Genomic DNA, 22677 nt, shown 5'->3' with positions numbered 1-22677 from the left:
TTTCGGGATGTAAAACGGCGACTCAGGTCGCCGTTTTTTTGCGTCGGATAAAACTGATTTTCTTCTTCAGGTCGGATCTGTCTTATCCTGCAATTCCATGTTCTGCCTTGATTTTTTATACCGTTCAAGCCAGATCGGGAACACATCAATAGGCATCGGGCGGGCAAAATAATAGCCCTGTAAGGAGTCAACCCTGCGCTCACGCAGATAATCCACCTGCTCACGGGTTTCCACACCTTCGGCAATCAGCTTCAAATTGAGGCGCTGCGCCAGCGTGATGATGGTATCCGTGACGGTTGCGTTAATCGCATCCGTGCCAATTGAAGCCGTAAAAGCCTGATCGATTTTCAGCACATCGGGATTAAGGGTTTTTAAATAGCTCAGTGAACTGTGGCCTGTCCCGAAATCATCAATGGCCAGCAGAATTCCCATTTCTTTTAATTGTGAAATTTCGGCAGCACGTAATTCCTGTAACCGTGTCCGCTCCGTCAGTTCCAGCATGAGAGAAACTGATGGCTGCGCCGGAAGCCACAGCTTTCGGATGTCATCAACAATTTCCATATTCGTGAAGTGCTGTGCTGCAACATTGATACTGACGTAAAAACCCGGCGTTGCAGGAAAGACTGACAAATTTTCAGCGACTGTCTTAATAAGATAGCGTGTCAGTGCAATGATTAAGCCGTGCTGTTCAGCCAGAGGGATAAATACGTCAGGCGATACCCATTCCTGACGGCGGTTCTTCCAGCGCATCAGCGTTTCCACCCCGATACAGCGGCCGTCCGTGCTGTTGATAATGGGCTGGCAATAGACTTTAAACTCGCGCTTGGAAATGCCGTGGCTGATCGGATAAGCCAGGCTGATGCGGCTGCCTGAGAACAGATAAACGGCTGTTGCTGTCAGCAGGCTTATCAGAACTGACAGCGGCAGATGTGAAAAGAGTTCCTTCCATGCCAGGGTGCTGGCTTGATCTCCATAAATAGAGACCGAAAAATCATATTTTCCCGAGCGGACACTCAGCAGAGGCGGTTGCGGCAAGGCGCTGGAACTGGCGATGGCCTTTTTGCCGTATTCGAGATTTCGCTGCCCGACGTTGAGGACTATGTGGCTGGCATAAGGCGGTTGGGGTTCCAGCAGGAAATTCGACAAGATGCCGATGTTATAGATAAACAGTTCGCCGTTAAGATTATCCGGTGCCGCCGGATGCCATAAAACCAGCGTCGGTGTATCGACACGGCTCCATTTCGACGCACGTAACTCAAGCTGGGTTTTGCCTTGTGCGAACGCAGGCAGGGTGTCGTTAAAATTCAGATCCAGCGAACCTACCAGGCTTGAACAAGTAATAATGCCGTTGCTGACGAGACTGATTGAACGCAATGTTTGCATCCGTGCAACGGTTTGTTGCAACAAGGGCTGCAGCACGTTACAGCTGAGCGTGGTATCGAAAGGCATTACTTTGCCGGCCGGAGATGCGGGCTCAAGCAATTTTTCCAGTTTTTCAACGGTGTGAAACGCTACCCGCTGCTGATCTTTGGCGATAACCTGAGCTTGTTCGTAGATACGAATGCCCAGCGTGAGAAGCAGCGTACATATTCCCATCGCACTGGCGAGCGCAATGCGATAGTAACGATATTTCGCAAGTCCGGTCTGGGAGAACAGCATCGTTCTAATCCTTTTATCCCGTGTTAAATGCAGGCTCAAAATTATTATTTTTAAAGGGTTACCGATGCGTAACAGCCATTTCGTTTTTATAGAGAGTCGCTGTAAATCGTCTGCCGCCCGGCCTGAGTTGCAGCAAACTCCGTATATTTCTCTGTTCAAATCAAAAAAATAGTGCAGGTGACAGTGTCACTTGGGTTTTTCCTGGCCATTTCCGACATTTAGCAGATGTAATAAGAAGAGGTTCGGACTGGGAAAAACAGGCGGAAATCAGCATGCCGTACCTGCAGGGTATAATGCAAGTCTCACTACCCTTTTTTATTGATAATACAACGGGTTGTTGTTAGCGAAGGTTTTATTGCTGCTGGCTACCCGCCAGGGGGTATTTCCTGTGGTAAGCAGGTCGAAAATTATACAACCCGAACATACCGCAGGAAAATCTCATTTTTGACCGAATCAGTCGCACTGAACCTTAATCGCCAGACCCCCGCGTGAGGTTTCCCGGTATTTGGAATTCATATCCTTACCGGTTTCATACATCGTCTCAATGACTTTATCCAGTGAAACTCTCGGCTCACTGGTACGGCGTAACGCCATTCTGGCAGCGTTAATGGCTTTTACTGACGCGATAGCATTGCGTTCTATGCAGGGCACCTGAACCTGACCGGCAACCGGGTCACAGGTTAATCCCAGATTATGTTCCATACCAATTTCGGCCGCGACACACACCTGTTCCGGGCTGCCGCCCAACAATTCCGTCAGGCCTGCCGCCGCCATTGAACAGGCTACCCCGACTTCACCCTGACAGCCGACTTCTGCGCCTGAAATCGATGCGTTCATTTTATACAAGATACCGATAGCGCCGGAAGTCAGGAAATAGCGCAGATAAATGTCCGGACTGACCGACTGAATGAACTGGTCATAATACGCCAGCACCGCAGGCACAATGCCGCATGCGCCATTGGTTGGTGCCGTCACGACACGTCCGCCTGCCGCGTTTTCTTCGTTAACCGCGAGGGCAAACATATTCACCCAGTCGATCACGTTCATCGGATCACTGGAGAGTTTATCGTTAGACACCAGCATCCGGCGCAGGGCAGAAGCCCGACGCGGTACCCGCAGCGGGCCGGGCAGAACGCCTTCGGTGTTCAGGCCGCGATCAATACAGGCCTGCATGGTGTGCCAGATTTTCTCAAAATACTGCTCAATGTCCTGCTTACTGTGCTGCGCCAGCTCATTCTTCATCATCAGACCGGATAATGACAATCCGGTTTCTTTACATTTTGCCAGCATTTCACTGGCCGAATTAAAGCTGTAGGGCACGGTCACTTCATCCAGCACCGGCTGACCGAAATGCTCGTCATCCACGATAAAGCCGCCGCCGACTGAGTAATAGGTCTTGCTGTAAATCATTTTGTCGCCAGCAAAAGCGTGAATCTGCATGGCGTTTTCATGGCGTGGCAAATTCTCCCCGCGGAACACCATACCGGTATCGCGTGGGAAATCGACTTCATGGTGGGTTTCGCCCAGCGGCAGGCGCTCTCGTTGCTCAACGTCGCGGATAAAATGGGGAATGCCGTCGATGTCGACGGTATCTGGCTGGTTACCCGCCAGACCTAAAATAATGGCGATATCAGTGTGGTGGCCTTTACCGGTGAGTGACAAAGAACCAAAAACGTCCACGGCGACACGCGTAACGGCAGGCATCATGCCCTTTTCCAGCAGATCATCAGCGAACTGTTTCCCTGCTTTCATCGGGCCCAAAGTGTGGGAACTGGAAGGGCCAATCCCGACCTTGAACATGTCGAAAACGCTAATCACGTCGAATACTCCTGTAATAGATTGCGGCAGGGAACGGGATCCCTGGCTTCCATAAATGAAAAAACATCAGAGACTGTCTTTATGGACGGGTCTCTTATTCCTATGGATAGACTTATAGTTTAAAAGGGCTGAGAGGCAAAAGTTTCATTTTTCGCATGAAATAAACTTATTTGATGCAAAAGTGTGATCGAAATGTAATCAGCGGGCTCAGGCTTCAACCTGCCGGGCCAACTGACGAATGATTCCCGCCGTCAGTCCCCAGACAAATTGCTGCTGATACCAGGATAGATACACCCGGTGATGAATGCCTCGGCGGTGAATATCCAGAGGGTAATAACGTGTCAGATCAAACGCTTCCCGCAACGGCATTTCAAACAATTCGGCAACTTCATCTTCAGCCGGATGTAGCGGAACATCCACAGGCAGCAGTCCGATAACCGGTGTGACCTGGAAACCGCTGCTGCTGTCCTGCGGTGATAATGTTCCTAATACATAAACCTGTTCAGGCGGGATCGCGACCTCTTCATGTGCTTCACGTAATGCGGTCGCAATAATGGATGCATCGGTCGCATCTGCTGCACCCCCCGGAAACGCTACCTGACCAGGGTGTTTACGCAACTGATCGGCGCGGCGCGTCAGTAAAAGGGTGGGTTCCGGACGGCAGATAATCGGTATCAACACAGCAGCATGGCGGGTTCCGCGCAAGGCTGCAGCGGGCCTGCGCGGCGGCTGCAACTGAAAACGCAGAATGAAATCTTCCACAGCAGGTGAAAACGTCGGTAAGGGCGTGTGTTGTGCCTGCAGCGTCACGGCTGTATGTCTCCTAATTCGGGCAGAATACGGGCGATTTTATCAAAAGTTTCCTGATATTCCGCCTGTTCCTGACTGTCTGCGACGATCCCGCCGCCCGCCCAGCAGTAAATTTTACCCTGCGCGGTGAGCAGCGTGCGGATGGTAATGTTGCTGTCCATCGTGCCGCAGCAGCTCAGATACGCAATGCTGCCGCAATAGCCGTTGCGCCGTTGTGGTTCAAGTTCCTCAATGATTTCCATGGCGCGTACTTTGGGTGCACCGGTAATCGAGCCGCCGGGGAAACAGGCACGCAGCAAGGCGCTGGCGTGACAGGTTTCCGGCAAACGTGCGGTGACAGTGCTGACCAGATGGTGTACGGCGGGGAAGGGCTCGACTACGAACAGTTCCGGGACCCTTACACTGCCGGGTATCGCCACGCGACCAATATCATTACGCAGCAAATCGACAATCATCAGGTTTTCGGCGCGATCCTTTTCCGATGCGGCCAGCCGTTCTGCCTGCCGTGCATCCTCAGTCGGATCTGCGCAGCGGGGCATAGTACCTTTAATTGGCCGGGTCTGGATCTGCCCGTCTTTAAGCCAGATAAAACGCTCAGGTGAAAGGCAAAGAACGGCATTTTCCGCGAGACGCAGAAATGCGGAGAAAGGGGCACGGTTAGCCTGACTGAGGCGCAGGAAAGCCTGCCATTCGTCGCCACTGTATTCTGTTGAAAACCGTTGCGCCAGGTTAATCTGGTAGCAATCACCGCTGTGAATATATTCCTGAATCTTACGGAATTTTTCACCGTATTCCTCACGGCACATATTCGCCCGCCATGGCGCATGTAAACGGAAAAATGCCCGGGGAGCAGCGGGGCGCTGATACTCTGTCAGCCAACCTAAACGTTCAGAAATGTCACCGTGACAAATCAGCGTCAGACGCTGTAAATGGTGATCAGCAATCAGGGCCCAGTTATAAATCCCCACCGCCATATCCGGCAGGTTAATATCCCGCGCAGCCGTTTCCGGCAGTGTTTCTATACGACGTCCCAGATCATAACCAAACAGGCCCAGTGCACCGCCCAGAAAAGGAAAATCTGCGGTACGTTCTGCCTGTAAACCGGCTACCGTCAGTTGCTCTTCCAGTAATGCAAACGGATCTTCTTCCCGCGTTTCGGTCATGCCGTTGTGCTCAATCTGTGTTATCGCGCCACGTGTGGTGAGCGTGATCAGCGGATCGGCGACCAGAATATCGAAACGATTATGCTGATGCTGTGCCGAACCGGAATGCAGCAACATGGCCCATGGCAAAACTGAAAGCGGCGCAAACCCTTCGGTTAATGCGTCGGGCTGATAGGGTAGTGAATGGAAAACAACGGGCTGAGCGGATTGCATGACGGATACGGGTTTCTCTGGCGCAATGACGTATTTTCTCGGATCCTAACACAGATCGGCCTGCCTGAAAGCAGCGCAGGCGATTTGCGTTAATAAGGCGTATACTGTGCAACCCCGCACTGCGCGGGCTTTCATTATCACCCGTACAACAGGACACTCCCATGCTGACAGGTATGCCTTCATTATCACATCATGAACAAGAACAGGCCGCCGATCGTATCCGCCAGTTAATGGAAACCGGTATGAGCAGCGGCGAAGCCATTGCGACCGTAGCAGAAGAAATTCGCGAAACGCATAAAGGCGACCGTGTGACCGTCATTTTTGATGACGAAGACGAATAAGTACTGAGCCGGGGGAGCTTCTTTCCCGCAAAGAAAAACCGGACCCTTTTCAGGCGTCCGGTTTTTTTTCATCTCAGCGTCGGAAATGGCTTAGCCTTTAACGACTACCGCAGCCGCAGCCTGTTTGGCCTGTTCCACGGCGTCCTCAACGTTGTCCGCAATTGCCAGCGCCACACCCAGACGACGCTTGCCGCTGATTTCCGGCTTACCGAACAGACGGATCTGGTTGTAACCGGTCAGTGCATTTTCCAGGCCGGTAAACGTCACGTTGCTGCTGGTCAGTTCCGGCAGAATAACGGCAGAAGCGGAAGGGCCGAACTGGCGGATATGGCCCACCGGCAGGCCGAGGAATGCGCGCACATGCAGGGCGAACTCTGACAAATCCTGAGAAATCAGCGTCACCATACCGGTGTCGTGCGGACGGGGGGATACTTCGCTGAAGATCACATCATCGCCACATACAAACAGTTCAACGCCAAACAGACCTTTACCGCCCAGCGCTTTTACGACTTTCTCGGCGATATCCCTGGCGCGTTGCAATGCCAGATCTGTCATCTGCTGCGGCTGCCAGGATTCGCGGTAATCGCCGTCTTCCTGACGGTGTCCGATAGGGGCACAGAAATGAATGCCGTCCACGGCGCTGATAGTCAGCAGGGTGATTTCAAAATCAAATTTCACCAGACCCTCAACAATGACACGTCCGCCGCCTGCACGGCCGCCTTGCTGGGCGTAATCCCACGCCGGCTGCAACTGATCAGCCCCGCGGATCAGGCTTTGACCTTTGCCTGAAGAACTCATTACCGGCTTGATAATACACGGGTAGCCGATGGCGTCGATCGCCTGACGGAAAGAGGCTTCATCATCAGCAAACTGATAAGTGGAGGTGGGCAGATTCAGCGTTTCGGCTGCCAGACGACGGATGCCTTCGCGGTTCATGGTCAGGCGGGTTGCTTCAGCACAAGGCACGACGTTGTGGCCCCGTTTTTCCAGCTCGACCAGCATGCTGGTGGCAATCGCTTCGATTTCCGGCACGATAAAATCAGGGCGTTCGCTTTCGATAACCTGTTTCAGTGCATCGCCGTCCAGCATGTTAATAACATGGCTGCGATGGGCAACCTGCATCGCAGGTGCATCGGCGTAGCGATCAACCGCAATCACTTCCAGACCAAGACGCTGGCATTCAATTGCCACTTCTTTGCCCAGTTCGCCAGAGCCTAATAACATGACGCGGGTGGCGCCGGTGCGCAGTGCAGTACCAATGGTTAACATAGCTTCGTACCCAGATCTGTGTGAGGGAAAATAAGAATTTCGGTGCAAAGTATATCTGAAATTATTGCCAGCGAAAACGATTGCGCAGTGCCATTGATTGATTCAGGCGTGGAATAAAAGCGGAATTTACAGGATTTTTTTAGCCATTTTCTGTCGGTTAAGGCAGCCGGCGGGCGTCTCTGTTATCATTTAGCCAAACCATGGCGCCAGGTTTCCTGCCGCTGCCCCGATTTTTGCCTCACATAAAGAGTTATCGCCTTGAGCACGCATTCCTTTTCTGCCCTGACATTGCCCGCTGAGCAACTTTCTAACCTGAATGAACTGGGTTACACCGAAATGACCCCGATTCAGGAAGCATCATTGCCCGCCATCCTGCAGGGGCAGGATGTCCGCGCCAAAGCCAAAACCGGCAGTGGTAAAACAGCCGCTTTCGGTATCGGTTTACTGAACAGCATTATTGTTTCGCAGTTTGTTGCTCAGGCGCTGGTGCTGTGTCCGACACGTGAACTGGCCGATCAGGTCAGCAAAGAATTACGCCGTCTGGCGCGTTTTACCCAAAACATCAAAATCCTCACTCTGTGCGGCGGTCAGGCTATCGGGCCACAGCTTGAATCGCTGGTCCATCCGCCACACATTGTGGTGGGTACGCCGGGCCGTATTCAGGAGCACCTGCGTAAAGGCACGCTGAAACTGGACGAACTGAAAGTGCTGGTGCTGGATGAAGCGGACCGTATGCTGGATATGGGTTTTAGCGAAGATATTGAAGATGTGGTCAGTTATACACCGCAGGATCGTCAGACGTTGCTGTTTTCAGCTACCTATCCCGACGGTATTGAGCGCATCAGTTCTAAATTCCAGCGCCAGCCGCTGAAAGTTGAAATCGAAGGCGAAGATGACATCGCTGATATCCAGCAGATTTTCATCGAAGCCGACAAACATCAGCGTTTATCGCTGCTGGCCGCCGTGCTGTATCAGCATCAGCCGACCTCCTGCGTGGTGTTCTGCAACACCAAACGCGACTGTCAGGAGGTGTGTGATGCCCTGACCGCTAAAGGCATCAGCACCCTGGCGCTGAACGGCGACCTTGAGCAGCGCGACCGCGACCGCGTACTGGTGCGTTTCTCCAACGGCAGTTGCCGCGTACTGGTGGCGACAGACGTTGCCGCGCGCGGGCTGGATATCAAACAGTTGGGTCTGGTCATTAATTACGAACTGTCTTTCGACCCGGAAGTTCATGTTCACCGCGTGGGCCGTACCGGCCGTGCAGGCACCCGCGGACTGGCAGTCAGCCTGGTCACGCCGCAGGAGATGCCGCGTGTGACAGCGCTGGAAGATTATACGCGTCAGCGCTTTACCTGGCAGCCAGCCGCTCAGGCCCTGGCCGCGGCCCCGGTGGCGCTTGACCCTGAAATGGCAACGTTATGCATTGACGGTGGCCGTAAAGCCAAAATCCGCCCCGGTGATATTTTGGGCGCGCTGACCGGTGATGCCGGGCTGACCGCCGCTGAAGTGGGAAAAATTGATATGTTCCCGGTTCACGCTTACGTTGCGATTCGTCAGAAGAGCGCGAAGAAGGCGTTGCAACGTTTGCAGGAAGGGAAGATCAAAGGCAAAAACTGCAAAGCCATTATCTTGCGTTAACAGCGTTTCTTTTCGCTTTATGTCGGGCGTCTTATTGTTAATGTTGTGTTATTGCCTTGTTGAGGATTATATTAACTAACGCACATTATGACCATGCGTTATGTAGGGATATTGTCCGGCAGGGTCAACTGAATGAACGACAAAGACTGGGAAGACGAACGATGAAAAAGATAATCTTGGGCGTTGTGGTCGCAGCGGCAGGCATGAGCGGGCTGAGCCAGATTGCGCAGGCCGATGAGCCTGAAGTGAGAACGGCAACTGTAACGCCTTGTTCCACGGCAACCAAAGAGGATGTGGCTGCACTGGTTAAACGTGATTTCCTGCAAAACCGTATCCCGCGCTGGGATGCAGATAAAAAAGCGCTTGGGACGTCCACGCCGGTGGCCTGGGTGGTGACTGACAGCATCAGCGGCAGTAATGCAAAATGGAATGTCCCGTTAACCGTACGCGGTGATCACACAGATAAAACCTACCAGGTAACCCTTAACTGCCAGATAGGCGAAATCAGCTATAGCGCGCCGTTATAGCCGGTATTAAGGCTCTGATTGCGTCCGTGATTTCTTCGCGGACGCATTATTTCCCCTGCATCGACGTCTCTTGGTTTCCCCGTCTAAACCTGTCACTCTTATCACACCACAAAGAGGACAAAGAGATCCCGCGATGATGACACCTCCAAAGGCTGAAAAACGCCCGCAAATTTTGAGCGTCCACGGCGATGACCGTGTCGATAATTATTACTGGCTGCGTGATGATGACCGCGCCGATCCTCAGGTTCTGGCTTATCTGACGGCCGAAAACGAATTTACCGGGCTGACCATGCAACCGCATCAGGCATTGCGCGAAACCCTGTACGGCGAAATGGTTGCGCGCATCGCGCAACAGGATCATTCCGTTCCCTACGTCAAACATGGTTACCGCTATCAGACCCGTTATGAGCCGGGCAACGAATACGCCATTTATCTGCGCCAGCTTGCAGCAGAACATGAAAATTGGAGCACGCTGATCGATGGTAATGAGCGGGCCAAAGACAGCGAGTTTTACACGCTGGGCGGTCTCGATATCAGCCCTGATAATCAGCTGATGGCGGTGGCAGAAGATTTTCTTTCCCGCCGCCAGTATGACATCCGCATCAAAAAGCTCGATGATGAAACCTGGACGGAGGATCTGCTGAAAAACACCTCCGGCAGCAGTGAGTGGGCGAACGATTCACAAACGCTGTATTACGTCCGCAAACATAAGAAAACCCTGTTGCCGTATCAGGTTTACCGGCACGTGATCGGCACCGATCCGAAAACTGACAAGCTGGTATATGAAGAAAAAGACGATACGTTTTACGTCGGACTGGATAAAACCACGTCAGAAAAATATATTCTGATCCATCTGGACAGCACCACAACCTCAGAGATACTGCTGCTCGATGCCGATGATCCGCAGGCTAAACCACAGGTATTCCTCTCGCGCCGTAAAGATCATGAATATGCTCTCGATCATTACCTCGGGCATTTCTACATCCGCTCTAATAAAGATGGCAAAAACTTCGGCTTATATAAAAGCGAAGACGGTGTCGAAGCCCGCTGGCAAACGCTGATTGCGCCGCGTATCGAAGTGATGCTTGAAGGCTTCAGCCTGTTCCGTGACTGGCTGGTGGTGGAAGAACGCCATCAGGGACTGACGCAGTTGCGTCAGATTCACTGGAAAACAGGGGAAGAAAAATCGCTGGCATTTGACGATCCGACCTATACCACCTGGCTGGCGTATAACCCCGATCCGGACACCGCATTGCTGCGCTATGGTTACTCTTCAATGACTATGCCGAGCTCACTGTTTGAACTCGATCTGGATACGCATGACCGTACGTTGCTCAAGCAGCAGGAAGTGAAAGATTTTGATGCGGCAAATTATCGTAGCGAACGTGTCTGGGTTACGGCCCGTGACGGAGTGAAAGTCCCGGTGTCACTGGTGTATCGCCGTGAACTGTTCAAGCCGAATGAAAACCCGTTACTGGTTTACGGTTACGGATCCTATGGCAGCAGTATGGATCCGGCTTTCAGCGGGAGCCGCCTGAGTTTACTCGACAGAGGATTTGTTTTCGCACTGGCGCACATCCGCGGTGGCGCAGAACTGGGCCAGCAATGGTATGACGATGGCAAGCTGTTCAATAAACTTAACACATTCCATGACTTCATTGATGTGACCAAAGAACTGGTCGCGGAAGGCTACGGTGACGCCGGACAGGTTTACGCCATGGGCGGCAGTGCGGGTGGATTGCTGATGGGGGTGATCGTTAATCAGGCGCCAGAGTTGTATCACGGCATTGTAGCGCAGGTGCCGTTCGTTGACGTGGTGACCACCATGCTTGATAAATCCATTCCCCTGACCACCGGTGAATATGACGAGTGGGGCAACCCGAACGACAAAGCATATTATGATTATATGCTGCAATACAGCCCGTATGATCAGGTTCGCGCACAGGCCTATCCGCATATGCTGGTCACCACCGGCTTGCATGATTCGCAGGTACAATACTGGGAGCCAGCAAAATGGGTAGCAAAATTACGCGAGCTCAAAACCGACGATAACCTGTTGTTAATGCATACCGATATGGATTCCGGCCACGGCGGGAAATCCGGACGATTCAAAGCTTACGAAGATATCGCGCTGGAATATGCTTTTGTGCTCGCCCTGGCAGACAACGCCTCTGTGCGCTGAAGTATGAAGGGGAAATAAAAAAACCCGCTCTCGGCGGGTTTATTCTACGAAGTCCATTGTTAAGCAGAAGCTTTCTTGGCTTTTTTCTCAGCCTTTTTTTCGGCCGGGGTCTTCAGTGGCTTTTTCTTCGCATTTTTTTTGCTATCCATTCCTTTACTCATATTCGCCTCTCTTAAAGCTGGTGGATTGGGTTGCTCTGCTATTTACTGCTTAAACCGCTCCGGTTGCAAGCGTCTTTGTGAATTTTCTTCGCTCCTGCCTGGCTGCTTTATCGATGTTACGGCCGGGGCAGTAAGTGAAACTGCACGATAAGTATGCGAACGGCATGCAAAATAACGATTTTTGCTCATAACATCTTGTCGTGGGCTAGCCGATGCGCTGTTATGAAGATGAATGCACATCAATCAATACACTGGCCAAATAGAACAGGAAATGTCATGCCAAAATTAAAAGGGTTGTATCCGCCCAGGGAAGCTTATGCCAGTGGCATGCTTGATACGGGGGATGGTCACCAAATTTACTGGGAGCGCAGCGGAAACCCGAAAGGCAAGCCAGCAGTATTTCTCCACGGCGGGCCCGGTGGCGGCTGTTCATCGGTACACCGTCAATTGTTTGATCCCAATGATTACGACGTCATGCTGTTTGACCAGCGTGGATGCGGACGCTCAAAACCGCACGCCAGTCTGGAAAACAATACAACCTGGCATCTGGTCGAAGATATTGAGCGTTTGCGTAAAATGGCCGGCGTTGACCAATGGCTGGTGTTTGGGGGTTCATGGGGTTCAACGCTGGCGCTGGCGTATGCTCAGACGCATCCTGAACATGTCAGCGAGATGGTATTGCGCGGGATCTTCACGTTACGTAAGCAGGAGCTGTCCTGGTATTATCAGGACGGGGCTTCCCGTTTCTTCCCGGAAAAGTGGCAACGTATTTTGTCGATTCTTTCGCAAGAAGAACGTAAAAACGTGATTGCTTCTTACCGGGCCCGTCTGACATCCGGCGATCGCGCTGTTCAGCTTGAGGCCGCTAAAATCTGGAGCCTGTGGGAAGGGGAAACCGTGACGCTGCTGCCTGCGGAAGGTGCGGCATCCTTTGGTGAGGACAATTTCGCGCTGGCGTTTGCCCGTATTGAAAACCACTATTTTACGCATCTGGGTTTTCTGGAAAGTGATGACCAGTTGTTGAAAAATGTCGAACGTATTCGCCACATTCCGGCCGTCATTGTGCATGGTCGATATGATATGGCATGCCAGGTGCAAAATGCGTGGGATCTGGCGCAGGTATGGCCGGAAGCGGAGTTGCACATCATTGAGGGGGCAGGGCATTCGTTCGACGAGCCCGGCATTCTCGATCAACTGATCCGTACCAACCAGCGTTTCGCCGCGCGGCGCTAACCTTCCCCTGCGACTCCCGTTTACTTTTGCTTTGGCTCATAAGGTAAGCGGGAGAACTTATGTGATTCCCCGCGATAAAACATCACCCGTTCCCGAAAATAGGTGCGCAGATGCGCAGGCTGCTCGCGTTCCGCCATCTCAGCGACAACCGGCATGTTGTAGCGTTCTTTAAAGGCCACCGCGGAGGCCGCAAGGTCGACGTTGATACGATCCATTTCTTCTTTGCTGATTTCAGCCAGATTGATGCTCATAACTGCTTCCTGATGATCGATTTTGCCACATTGTACCCGAGGCTGGGGTCAGCGTGAATATTGCGATTTTGCTTTTATTTCCGCGCAGCTAACAAAGAATGCGGATAATTCTAATGAGTGAATAAGAACCATTCACAAAAGGTAAATGATAAATATCTACAATAAGGCGGGGTAATTAATATCTCAAATAAGAATGATTCCTTTTTAATACGCTTCTGTATGTTAATGATTATCATTTTTGGATATTTTATTTTTTAAAAACACTCATTAAATCAGTGGCTTAAATTAAATTGTTATTGCGGTGAATATTAATGTGAATCGGGTGTTTTTATTTTGTATTGATACGGGCATAATGCAGATAAATAAATCCCCCACCTGCTTTAATTTAATTTATGGAGCCGTGCCGTGCTTAAAAAAGAAATGATTGATCAGCTTAATGAACAGCTGAACCTCGAGTTTTATTCTGCCAATTTATATTTGCAGATGAGTGCATGGTGCAGCGACAAAGGTTACGAAGGTGCCGCTGCTTTCCTGAAACAGCATTCAATGGAAGAAATGGACCATATGCATCGCCTGTTCAAATACGTCAGCGATACCGGTGCTCTGCCTTTGCTGGGGGCGATTGCCGCTCCGCCGGTTGCCTTTGAATCCCTGACCGATCTGTTCAAGCAAACTTACGAACATGAGCAGCTGATCACGCAGAAAATCAATGAACTGGCTGATCTGTCCATGACGCTGAAAGATTATTCTTCCTTCAACTTCCTGCAATGGTACGTTGCTGAGCAGCATGAAGAAGAGACGCTGTTCAAATCTGTCCTTGATAAACTGGCACTGGTCAGCAATACCGGTAACGGTTTGTTCTTCGTTGATAAAGATCTCAAAAATATGGTGGCACAAACCCCGACAGGCTAATTTCCGATCAGGGGTGTCCACAAAAACGCAGAGTGCTTCCGCCTCTGCGTTTTTTTATGTCTTTTTGGCAAACGTTTTACGGCAGTTTGCGCTAAAGTGACGGCGTTATAAATTCATCGTTAAGCAAGCCAAGGAATCATCGTGTTCAAAAAAACCACTTCTCTTTGCCGTGTCCTGACAGTCTCAGCCGTTATGCTGAGCGGATTTATCTCACAGCAAGCTTCTGCTCATGCTCATCTGAAAACGGAAACCCCTGCGGCAGATTCGGTTTTAACCGTCAGCCCGACTGAACTGTCTCTCGGATTCAGTGAAGGCATCGAGCCTGATTTCAGCAAGATCACCCTGACGGATGCCAGCCAGAAAGCGGTTAAAACCGGTAAAATGGCGCTGGCAGCGAATGATAATACTCAGGCCGTTCTGCCACTCTCCGATGCGTTGCATGCGGGAAAATATATTGTTTCGTGGAACGTTGTCTCCGTCGATGGTCATAAAACGCACGGTCAGTACAGCTTCACTGTTAAATAAGCGATGAGCCTGACTGTACTTTTCGTTCTGTGTCGGTTTGCGCATTTTGCTTCGCTGATGCAAATCTTTGGGTTGAGTGTTTTTTGTTCGCTGCTGACACCTGCCGGTTTCTCAGCGGTGTTGCTGCGCAAAAACCAGACCCTGATGATCTGCTCTGCTTTTGTCGCGGCTGTGACTTCGGTCGGTATGCTGGCGATTCAGGCTGCGCTGATGGGCAACGGATGGGGCGATGCGCTGAACCTGAATGTCTGGTTGCTGGTGTTAACAACGGCATTTGGTGAAGTCTGGCGCTGGCATTTATTACTGACGGCCGCGCTGTTGCTGGTGCTTCTGATGGACTGGCTGCCTGTGCGGAATATGCTGATTTTCCTATGCTCATTCGGTTTACTGATGAGCCAGGCATTGGTCGGCCATGCCGCGATGCATGAAGGTATACTTGGGGTTATCCAGCGAAGCAATCATGTGGTGCATCTGCTCAGCGCGGCTTACTGGTTCGGGTGTCTACTGCCGTTACTGACTTGCATGTGGTATACCCGACAGCCTGCGGCAAGGCCGTATGCGCTTGCCACACTTATCCGTTTTTCGCTCTGGGGACAGGCTGCCGTCGCGCTGGTTATCCTTACCGGTATCATCAATACGACCATTATTTTACAGCGCTGGCCGACTGATATGACATCACTTTACCAGCGCCTTCTGGTGGTCAAAGTGTTGATGGTCGGGATGATGGTGGCCGTGGCTGTGTTTAACCGTTACCGGCTGGTGCCATTAATGAGTAAAGATCCCGACAGGGCACAACATTATTTTGTCATGATGACCTGGCTCGAATGGGGGCTGGCGCTGGGTGTTTTACTGCTGGTGAGTGTGTTTGCCACACTGGCACCGCGCTGAACGGGTTATCTGACAGGTATCAGGAATTAAATATCATCGAGGAAAAATCATGAGGAAAACACTGCTAGCCTGCGTGCTGCTGACCTTATCTGCCAGCAGTTTCGCGGCACCCCAGTTGGAAACGATCAGCCGTCTGCAATACGGTAAAACCTGGGCTTTTACCCGTGAAGAAGTGATGCTGCAATGCCGCCCCGGTAATGCGCTGTATGTGATTAACGACAGTACGCTGGCGCAATATCCTCTGAATGATGTGGCGAAAGAGCAGGTCAAAAACCATCAGGTCCAGGCCGTGCCGTTGGAGAAAATCTGGCTTGATGACCCGCAGAATCCGGGACAGAAAATGAGTCTGGCTCCCTTTATTGCCAAAGCGAGATCACTTTGCTGAATGGCCGTGCCGACGATAAATGACTGATGTAACTTCCATGTTTTGCGTATGTTGTCACACAATGAAAATAATACATCATTGTTATTATCACTATGTTTCAAACTGGGTGGAAAATAGCCATCTGTCGTCTACGCTTTAAGTTGTACGGCTTAACCGCCTGCATTAATGCCAACTTTTAGCGCACGGCTCTCTCCCAAGAGCCATTTCCCTAGACCGAATATAGGAATCGTATTCGGTCTTTTTTTTGAACATTTCTTAAATCAATAACTTATCGTTAAAACAATCACTTAAACCACTTCTTGTTACCTTCAATGCTACTCATTTGGACTTTCTGTCGCCACTTTGTCGCCACCCATTTGAGCCAGCGGATTCAGGTGAATAGCGTCTTCCAGGTGATCCGGAGCGAAGTGCGCATAGCGCATCGTGACGCGGATATCTGAGTGCCCGAGGATGCGTTGCAACACGATAATATTGCCGCCGGCCATCATGAAATGACTGGCGAACGTATGCCGCAGAACGTGCGTCATCTGTCCTTCTGGCAGCTCAATACCGGCCAGCCTGATCACCCGATAGAACTGTTTATAGCAGGGCGAGAAGGACACACCTTTACGGGCGATCAGTTCGTCATACAAAGGGCGGGAGAGGGGAACGGTACGGTTCTTTTTACCTTTGGTATTGATGAAGGTGAGTTTGTAGGGCGAAATCTGCGAGCTTTTGATTTTGGCCGCCTCGTTCCACCGTGCGCCGGTCGAAAGGCAGACTTTAACGATAAGCGTTAATTCGTCATTTCCATGTTGTTTGCAGGCGGCCATGAGCAGCAGAATTTGTTCCTGAGTCAGCCATGCCATTTCACGTTCCGGCTGATCAAACTCGCGGATATTCTCGAGAGGGTTTGGCAGCGACCATTCCCCCAGTCGTTTCAGTTCATTGAATACCGCCCGCAGAAAAGCATGCTCACAGTTCACCGTGCCGGTGGAAACTTTACGGGTCGCCAGACTGGTACTGTAGCCATTATCAATCTCGCCGCGCAGTCGCTGATCGCGATAGTGCGCCCAGTCCTTTGGTGTGATTGTGCTGGCGATCGGGTCACCCATTCCCGCGCTGATAATCTTCAGTTTGCCTAGCCGTCCCTTTTTATCATTCAGAGAGCAGCCGTGCAGGCTGTACCAGAGATCGACCAGTTCGCTCAGCTTCCGCCGGTCTTCCTTCTCACCCAGCCAGGGTTTGTTTTTCGCCCGTTCCATGGTGTAAGTTTCAAAAGAAACGGCTTCACCCTTGGAATCAAACTGCCTGCGGCATCGCTTGCCCTCGCGTCCGTTCGGGTAGCACTCACATAACCATTTGCCTGTAGACAGTTTTCTTACACTCATCACATCCTCCTTTTTTGAGAATGTGAATTTTACTGTATATAAAACCAGTGTAAATGTTTGATTTAGTCGCGTGTATACATGCAGAGGGGTTACTTACATTGAATGGTGAGTTCTTTTCGATTGAAGCCAGGCTCTTTAGATACGTCAATGTATCCATTTGGGCAGAGGGTGTTTGCTTTCTCGTAGCAAACACCCCAGCCGGTAGAAGCACCACAACCAATCAAATACTCTTTAACCCCGCCTGGACGATTGATTTCACTTACGGTTGTGCAACCAGTAAGAAATGACGCTACCACTAAGAAGAGGGCTTGTTTACACATTTTATTTATCACTTTAGTGAGAGTCGGAATTAACGGCACAGTAAAAACTGCTATGAGTTGTCGTAATGAATATTAGAAGAATAACGAAGGTACTACGCAGTTAAATGTCATCTCACTTTGATGCTTGTTAAAGAACCCGTCATTTCTTATTTTCTAATGCCAGGAATAACCAAACCCGCTTTCGCGGGCTTGGTCTTAGTCTTAGTGTATTTGAAGGGACTGCTGACTATGTTTATCAGGATGCAACTGAACAGCATGAACGGTGCCAGGTTCAACAATGATGTCCGCAATAGACTCATGGGTTTTAAACGTGCAACTGCAATTGATATTCTGACATTGGTGATAACGTTCTTTGGTATTGATACTCAGATAACGGCTGGAACGTGCGTGTGCTGCGTGTTGGCATTTCGGGCAGTGCATCATAATAATCACCATGCAATCATTTTAATCAGATGCGGTCATTGTATGTCACAAAGAAAAGCATACATCTTATATTACAGTGATTTACATTGTATTTCGGACGTCTTATTCTCAATATATCTGGATTAATACGAAGGAGAAAATATGCTGATTTATAATGTCTTCGGTCGCTATCTCGGCGTTAATAAAACACCAGAAGGTTGGCAGGTATTTCGGGCTGATATGTCTGAAAGAAAATTTTCTCGCCTGAATGACATCATCATTCCCGATGATATGACTGAGGGTGAAATTCCTGGCTGGCTCGGCGATATATTTCATGAGGCTGCCAGTGAACTCCATCCTGACGTCAAACGGGTCGAGTGATCAGCTTTCAGTAGCTTCATAACTCACATCCGACAGCAATACTTCCAGATTCAACATCGTCACAAATCCGCTGCTGCCCAGGCTGTGCGTCACCTTGCTGATTATCCACGGCTGCGCGTCGATCACGGATTTAAAGCCGGACACCGCCACCGGCGTTTCAGGAAATAAATCCGCCCGCCCGCGCGCCAGGGAAATTGAGAATTCGGCGACGCCGCGCTGGAGTTTGTCCCACTTCGCCTGGGCTGCCCGCATGGCGGCCTTTTGCGTGGCATAGACGGTGGTGAGGGTAAACACGTTTTCATCGCTGCCCGCCAGGTAATCGCCTTCTTTCGCCTCCGGCGTTTTCTGCACCTTCGTGCTGACCTTCTTTGCCTTCGGATGTTGCAGGGCGCGCAGGTACTGCACTTTCGGTTTTCGCTGAACCTTCACCTTTTTCGGCTTCGGGTCTTTGGTATGCAGCCAGCTTGCCGAAACGCCGGTATACGCCCCACGGTCAGCAATATTGAACGTGTGCCCGTCGCCGTCGCTGCGGATAATCGTCATCTGCGGGATTGGCTTCCCGCTGGCCGTCTTTGCCGCGCCTGGCTTGATAAACAGCAGGCTGCCCGCCTTGATAGCTACAACCGCGCCGTTCAGCTCCGCCAGGCGCGTGATAAATTTCGCGTCCGTTTCCTGGGTCTGGTCAATGTGTGAGACCTTTACGCCCCTGAACGGCTCGGCAACGGCGGGCTTGAGGTTGTTGCGCGCCGCCACGGCGGACACCACCGCCTCCAGCGTCGTGTCGTGATAAGAGTTGTCGCGGCGGGAATTCAGGCTGCCGCGATAGTCCGCGCTGCGGGCGCGGATAGTCAGCGTGTCCGGCGTGCCGCGATGCTCCACCTCATCCACGGTAAAATCGCCTTTGTTCGTCAGCGCCTGGCCTTTCCAGCCGAGCGCGATATTTATCACCGCGCCGCGTGGCGGCATCTCCAGCAGGCCGTCGGTGTCGCTTAGCGCGATGTCGAGCTGGTCAGCCTCAAAGCCCCGGTTATCCGTGAGCGTCAGCGAAATCAGCCGGTTACTCACGTCCTGCGTGATGTCCTTACCGCCGACGGTCACCGTAAAGTCCGGCGCGAACTGCCCGCCCATGCCGCTTACCGCGTCCGCGATCATGCAAATAACCCTCCGGCCGTTGCGGCAGCCTGGTTAACCAGACCGCCCGCCTGATTTAATACCCCCTCACCCCAGCTGTTCACGTCACCTAACATCGTGCTCAGGGAGTCATCCACGCGGGTGAGCGTCAGCGTAAATTCAATCTTTCGCGCCATGCCGTTGGAGAAAAATTCCGTTTGGGTTTCGCTGACGCTGTTGATTAAAAACAGCCCGTAAATCGTGCCGCTTCCGTCCAGCAGCGGCCAGACCATGCCCTGATCTGCCATCAGGTTCAGCGTCAGCAGCGACAGCTTGCCGCCGGTGATTTCCGGCAACAGCACGCCGGAGAGGGTGATTTTCTCCTCATTGACCCCGAGGAACTGAGGCAAGGGGCGCAGGCCAATGCGGTTATTCGCCGGCCAGCGGTAATCCACATCGCGCTGCAAACTTTGATAAGGGAGGGTCTGCAACTGAAACACAAACATCCCGAGTACTAACATCATGGGAATATCTCCTTAGTCGTTATCCATGCGTGAACGTTGCTGTGCGGCGCGGGCGCGGTCACGGGCTTCCAGTTCAGCGCGGATTTGTTTTCCCGCATCTGCCCCACCCAGGCCATTACCGGCTGAAATCTGGTAGGTATGCGTGCTGCGGTCTACATAGCTGCCGCTGCCACCGGCGGAAACGGGCACATAGCCCCCGCCGAGCAATCCGCCCGGCGGCGGGGCGGCAACGCTGACACCCTGCGCCGCGCGGTTGGCTTTGTCGGCATTCTTATCCAAATCAGCAGACTCGTCTTTTATCAGGCCGAGCTTCTCCAGCAGCCAGACCACGCTGCTGCGCAGCTTATTGGCCACCTGCAACGGCGCGGTCAGTGCGTTAGCGACCAGATGACCAAACGACACCCCCGCATCTTTACAACTGTTCAGCGTTTCCTGCGTGGATTTCACGGGTTCAATCAGGTCTTTAAACCACTGCCACAAGGCTTTGAGCTTGTCCCCAAGCCAGTCAAACACCGGCTGCAACGGCGCAAACATCTCTTTTACCGGTTCGAACGCAATCCCTAACCCTTCAATCACCCCCGCAAAGAAGGCGCTGATCGGCTCCCAGTATTTACGGATAAGCAGCGCCCCGGCGACAATGGCGACACCGACGGCAACAATCGGCCATGTCAGGCCGCCGATCACCGTTGCAATCGCGCCGCCCACCGTGCCGAGAATGGTCCAGAGCATGCTGGCGGCGGCAACAATCAGATTAATCCCGCTGATAACGGGACCGGCCACCAGGCCAAACATGCCCAGCGCGCCGATAATCAGCAGCGCACCGCCCGCCACCTTGCCGAGCGTGGCCGCCAGGGCTTTATTGTTCACCACCCATTTATCCAGTTTCAGCACGTAGCCGGTGGCAGTTTGCACCAGTTTGCGCAGGGACGAATCCTGCTGATCAAACAGATCAGTCCCGACCGCCTCATAGGCGGACTGAAATTCCTTAAAGTCGCCGCCGAGGTTGTCCTGCATGATCGCCACCAGCGCCTCGGTTTTGCCGTCCGAGGTTTTCAGCGCCTGGCTGAGCTGGTCGAGCTTGCCGGAGGAGGCATCCCCCATCAGCACCGCCGCCGCCGAGCTGGCTTCCTCGCCAAAGATGGCTTTCATGTACTGCGCACGCTGCGACGAACCGAGCTTGTTTTTCTCAAAGCTCTTTTGCATTTCTTTCAGGATGGTAAACAGCGGGCGCATGTTGCCTTTGCTGTCCGCCGTTTTCACTTTCAGTTCGCCGAGCGCGGCGGCGGCGGTGCCCGTCGGTGCCTGCAGGCGGGTAATGACCGCTCGCGCGCCGGTGCCCGCCATCGAGCCGGTGATTTTGGCATCCGCCAGGGCGGCGGCCATCGCGGCCGTTTCTTCGACGCTGATACCGGCCTGTTTCGCCACCGGCGCGGCATAGGTCATGGTGTCTGACAACCCTTCAAAGGTGGCCGCCGACTTATTCATGGCCGTAGAAAGCACGTCCCCGATGTGTGACACGGTGTCATTGGTCATGCCGAACGCGGACTTCACGCCCATCAGCAGGGTGGCGTTCTCCTCCATGGTGCGCTTGTTTGCCAGGGACAGATTCAGAATAGTCGGCGTCGCCGCCAGAATGCCGTCCTTGTCCGCGCCGGACTTGGCGACGATGATTTGCGCGGCGGCGGCATCGTCGGCAGAGGCGGCGGTGTTGTCGCCGAGCTGCCGCGCCTGGGTGCGCAGCGCGGTCATATCGGCGGAATCTTTCTCCAGCCCTAATGTCGCCTGCAATTCAGAGTTTTTCTGCGCAAAGTTAAATCCGGGCATCAGCAGCCCGACACCCGCCGCCGTGCCCGCCGTCGCAATCCCGACACCGGCGGCACCTGCACCGATCACGCTACCGGCCAGTTGTTTGCCCGCCTGATACCGGCCTTTCACCGCGTTGAGTTTGGCCTGCTGCGCGCTCACCCGTGCCAGGGATTCACGCTGCCGGTTGAGCTGGGCGGTGGTTTCGCTGATGGACGTTCTCAGGCGACGCTCAGAGTCAGACAGCGTGCGCGTGCTGATGCCCGCCTGGGTAAGTTCGGTGCGCTGACGCTGCACCGACTGGCGCAGCCCGTTGAACTGGGTCTGCAACTGCGCGGCGGTACGCTTGGCCGATTCCATGGCCTGCGCCTGTGCGCGGGTCGGGCTGGCGGTGTTTCTGAACTGAATCGCCAGCGCCGCCGCTTCCGCTTTGGCGTCTTTGAGTTTTTGACCGGTGACGGCGAGCTGTGCGCTGGATTTACGGAAGCCGTCAATTTTCCCGGCCTGGGCGTTCAGGTCTTTGAGCGCGGCCTGTGAGGTTTTAATCTCTCCGGCCAGCGCCTTACTGGCGTTTTGCACTGATTTAAACGGGCGGGTTGCCTGGTCAACCGCCTTTAACAGCACCTCTACTTTTAAGTTACTCACTGTCTGTGGCTCCGCTGCGCTGCATGGCCTTATGACGCCACACCAGCAGTTCGGTCAGCGTCATCGGGTTCAGTTCTGACGGCGGCCAGTGGAAGATCACCGCGATATCCGCCATCAGATCATCGACTGCCAGGTTAGGCGGCA

Annotated in this window: 22 protein-coding genes; 10 read left to right on the top strand and 12 right to left on the bottom strand. The window is 52.6% G+C overall.

Features of this window, described 5'->3' with window-relative positions; translation table 11 throughout:
- Window positions 1–66 precede the first annotated feature (66 nt).
- The 4 genes from ACOZIO_RS04620 to pabB all read right to left on the bottom strand — a co-directional run bounded on the left by ACOZIO_RS04620 (window position 67) and on the right by pabB (window position 5663).
- Entirely contained in the window at window positions 67–1659 is a 1593-nt protein-coding gene (locus tag ACOZIO_RS04620; protein WP_129951783.1) for an EAL domain-containing protein, read from the bottom strand.
- A 453-nt stretch (window positions 1660–2112) separates the two neighbouring features.
- Window positions 2113–3477, bottom strand: coding sequence for an L-serine ammonia-lyase (locus tag ACOZIO_RS04615; protein ID WP_421594992.1), 1365 nt, complete (start codon window positions 3475–3477; stop codon window positions 2113–2115).
- Window positions 3478–3684: 207 nt separating this feature from the next.
- Window positions 3685–4287, bottom strand: coding sequence for a CoA pyrophosphatase (locus ACOZIO_RS04610; protein ID WP_129951781.1), 603 nt, complete (start codon window positions 4285–4287; stop codon window positions 3685–3687).
- The gene (gene pabB / locus ACOZIO_RS04605) at window positions 4284–5663 is read right to left on the bottom strand and encodes an aminodeoxychorismate synthase component 1 (protein ID WP_129990497.1); all 1380 of its coding nucleotides are present in this window, start codon (window positions 5661–5663) and stop codon (window positions 4284–4286) included. The genes ACOZIO_RS04610 and pabB overlap by 4 nt, the downstream gene beginning before the upstream one ends.
- A gap of 161 nt (window positions 5664–5824) precedes the next feature.
- Between pabB and ACOZIO_RS04600 the strand changes: the two genes are divergently transcribed.
- Window positions 5825–6004, top strand: coding sequence for a YoaH family protein (locus ACOZIO_RS04600; protein WP_129951779.1), 180 nt, complete (start codon window positions 5825–5827; stop codon window positions 6002–6004).
- A 90-nt stretch (window positions 6005–6094) separates the two neighbouring features.
- Here the strand turns inward: ACOZIO_RS04600 and purT are convergent, their stop codons facing one another.
- Window positions 6095–7273, bottom strand: coding sequence for a formate-dependent phosphoribosylglycinamide formyltransferase (gene purT, locus ACOZIO_RS04595; RefSeq protein ID WP_129951778.1), 1179 nt, complete (start codon window positions 7271–7273; stop codon window positions 6095–6097).
- A gap of 258 nt (window positions 7274–7531) precedes the next feature.
- Between purT and dbpA the strand changes: the two genes are divergently transcribed.
- The 4 genes from dbpA to pip all read left to right on the top strand — a co-directional run bounded on the left by dbpA (window position 7532) and on the right by pip (window position 13017).
- Window positions 7532–8914, top strand: coding sequence for an ATP-dependent RNA helicase DbpA (gene dbpA, locus ACOZIO_RS04590; protein ID WP_421594991.1), 1383 nt, complete (start codon window positions 7532–7534; stop codon window positions 8912–8914).
- A 161-nt stretch (window positions 8915–9075) separates the two neighbouring features.
- A complete protein-coding gene (yebF, locus tag ACOZIO_RS04585; protein ID WP_129951776.1) occupies window positions 9076–9441 on the top strand; it encodes a protein YebF in 366 nt (121 codons plus the stop codon).
- 133 nt (window positions 9442–9574) lie between these two features.
- Window positions 9575–11623, top strand: coding sequence for a S9 family peptidase (locus tag ACOZIO_RS04580; RefSeq protein ID WP_421594990.1), 2049 nt, complete (start codon window positions 9575–9577; stop codon window positions 11621–11623).
- A 437-nt stretch (window positions 11624–12060) separates the two neighbouring features.
- On the top strand, window positions 12061–13017 hold the full coding sequence (gene pip, locus ACOZIO_RS04575; protein ID WP_129951774.1) for a prolyl aminopeptidase: 957 nt from the start codon (window positions 12061–12063) through the stop codon (window positions 13015–13017).
- A 20-nt stretch (window positions 13018–13037) separates the two neighbouring features.
- On the opposite strand, the gene ACOZIO_RS04570 is transcribed toward pip, so the two are convergent.
- Window positions 13038–13268, bottom strand: a complete 231-nt coding sequence (locus ACOZIO_RS04570) for a DNA polymerase III subunit theta (protein ID WP_013576177.1) — start codon at window positions 13266–13268, stop codon at window positions 13038–13040.
- A gap of 405 nt (window positions 13269–13673) precedes the next feature.
- On the opposite strand from ACOZIO_RS04570, the gene ftnA reads away from it, so the two are divergent.
- The 4 genes from ftnA (at window position 13674) to ACOZIO_RS04550 (ending at window position 15978) form a co-directional block, all read left to right on the top strand.
- Window positions 13674–14180 carry a non-heme ferritin gene (gene ftnA / locus ACOZIO_RS04565; RefSeq protein ID WP_421594989.1) on the top strand — a complete coding sequence of 169 codons (507 nt, stop codon included), beginning with the start codon at window positions 13674–13676 and terminating at the stop codon, window positions 14178–14180.
- A 138-nt stretch (window positions 14181–14318) separates the two neighbouring features.
- Window positions 14319–14705 (top strand): copper homeostasis periplasmic binding protein CopC, encoded by a 387-nt coding sequence (gene copC / locus ACOZIO_RS04560; RefSeq protein ID WP_205951570.1) that lies wholly within the window; start codon window positions 14319–14321, stop codon window positions 14703–14705.
- 3 nt (window positions 14706–14708) lie between these two features.
- Window positions 14709–15593: a copper homeostasis membrane protein CopD gene (gene copD, locus ACOZIO_RS04555; RefSeq protein ID WP_129990496.1), complete on the top strand. Its 885-nt coding sequence runs from the start codon at window positions 14709–14711 to the stop codon at window positions 15591–15593.
- Window positions 15594–15642: 49 nt separating this feature from the next.
- Entirely contained in the window at window positions 15643–15978 is a 336-nt protein-coding gene (locus ACOZIO_RS04550) for a YebY family protein (protein ID WP_129951771.1), read from the top strand.
- A gap of 314 nt (window positions 15979–16292) precedes the next feature.
- Here ACOZIO_RS04550 and ACOZIO_RS04545 read toward each other — a convergent pair whose 3' ends face one another.
- Entirely contained in the window at window positions 16293–17348 is a 1056-nt protein-coding gene (locus ACOZIO_RS04545; protein WP_421594988.1) for a phage integrase, read from the bottom strand.
- A gap of 521 nt (window positions 17349–17869) precedes the next feature.
- On the bottom strand, window positions 17870–18091 hold the full coding sequence (locus ACOZIO_RS04540) for a DNA-binding transcriptional regulator (RefSeq protein WP_072071578.1): 222 nt from the start codon (window positions 18089–18091) through the stop codon (window positions 17870–17872).
- A 141-nt stretch (window positions 18092–18232) separates the two neighbouring features.
- Between ACOZIO_RS04540 and ACOZIO_RS04535 the strand changes: the two genes are divergently transcribed.
- Entirely contained in the window at window positions 18233–18451 is a 219-nt protein-coding gene (locus ACOZIO_RS04535) for a DUF7661 family protein (protein ID WP_129990494.1), read from the top strand.
- On the opposite strand, the gene ACOZIO_RS04530 is transcribed toward ACOZIO_RS04535, so the two are convergent.
- Genes ACOZIO_RS04530 through ACOZIO_RS04515 form a run of 4 tightly spaced genes read right to left on the bottom strand, consistent with a single transcriptional unit; the run spans window position 18452 to window position 22648 of the window.
- A complete protein-coding gene (locus ACOZIO_RS04530) occupies window positions 18452–19603 on the bottom strand; it encodes a phage late control D family protein (RefSeq protein ID WP_421594987.1) in 1152 nt (383 codons plus the stop codon).
- A complete protein-coding gene (locus ACOZIO_RS04525) occupies window positions 19600–20085 on the bottom strand; it encodes a phage tail protein (protein ID WP_421594986.1) in 486 nt (161 codons plus the stop codon). The genes ACOZIO_RS04530 and ACOZIO_RS04525 overlap by 4 nt, the downstream gene beginning before the upstream one ends.
- A 12-nt stretch (window positions 20086–20097) precedes the next feature.
- On the bottom strand, window positions 20098–22533 hold the full coding sequence (locus ACOZIO_RS04520; protein ID WP_421594985.1) for a phage tail tape measure protein: 2436 nt from the start codon (window positions 22531–22533) through the stop codon (window positions 20098–20100).
- Entirely contained in the window at window positions 22526–22648 is a 123-nt protein-coding gene (locus ACOZIO_RS04515) for a GpE family phage tail protein (RefSeq protein WP_113876560.1), read from the bottom strand. Before ACOZIO_RS04515 ends, ACOZIO_RS04520 begins: the two co-directional genes overlap by 8 nt.
- Window positions 22649–22677: the final 29 nt, after the last annotated feature.

Origin of the sequence: Rahnella sp. PD4 (assembly GCF_049199325.1) — a bacterium.
Taxonomy (GTDB): domain Bacteria; phylum Pseudomonadota; class Gammaproteobacteria; order Enterobacterales; family Enterobacteriaceae; genus Rahnella; species Rahnella perminowiae.
Note: the sequence above shows the minus strand (reverse complement) of the source record. Positions and strands in the feature narration are given on the sequence as shown.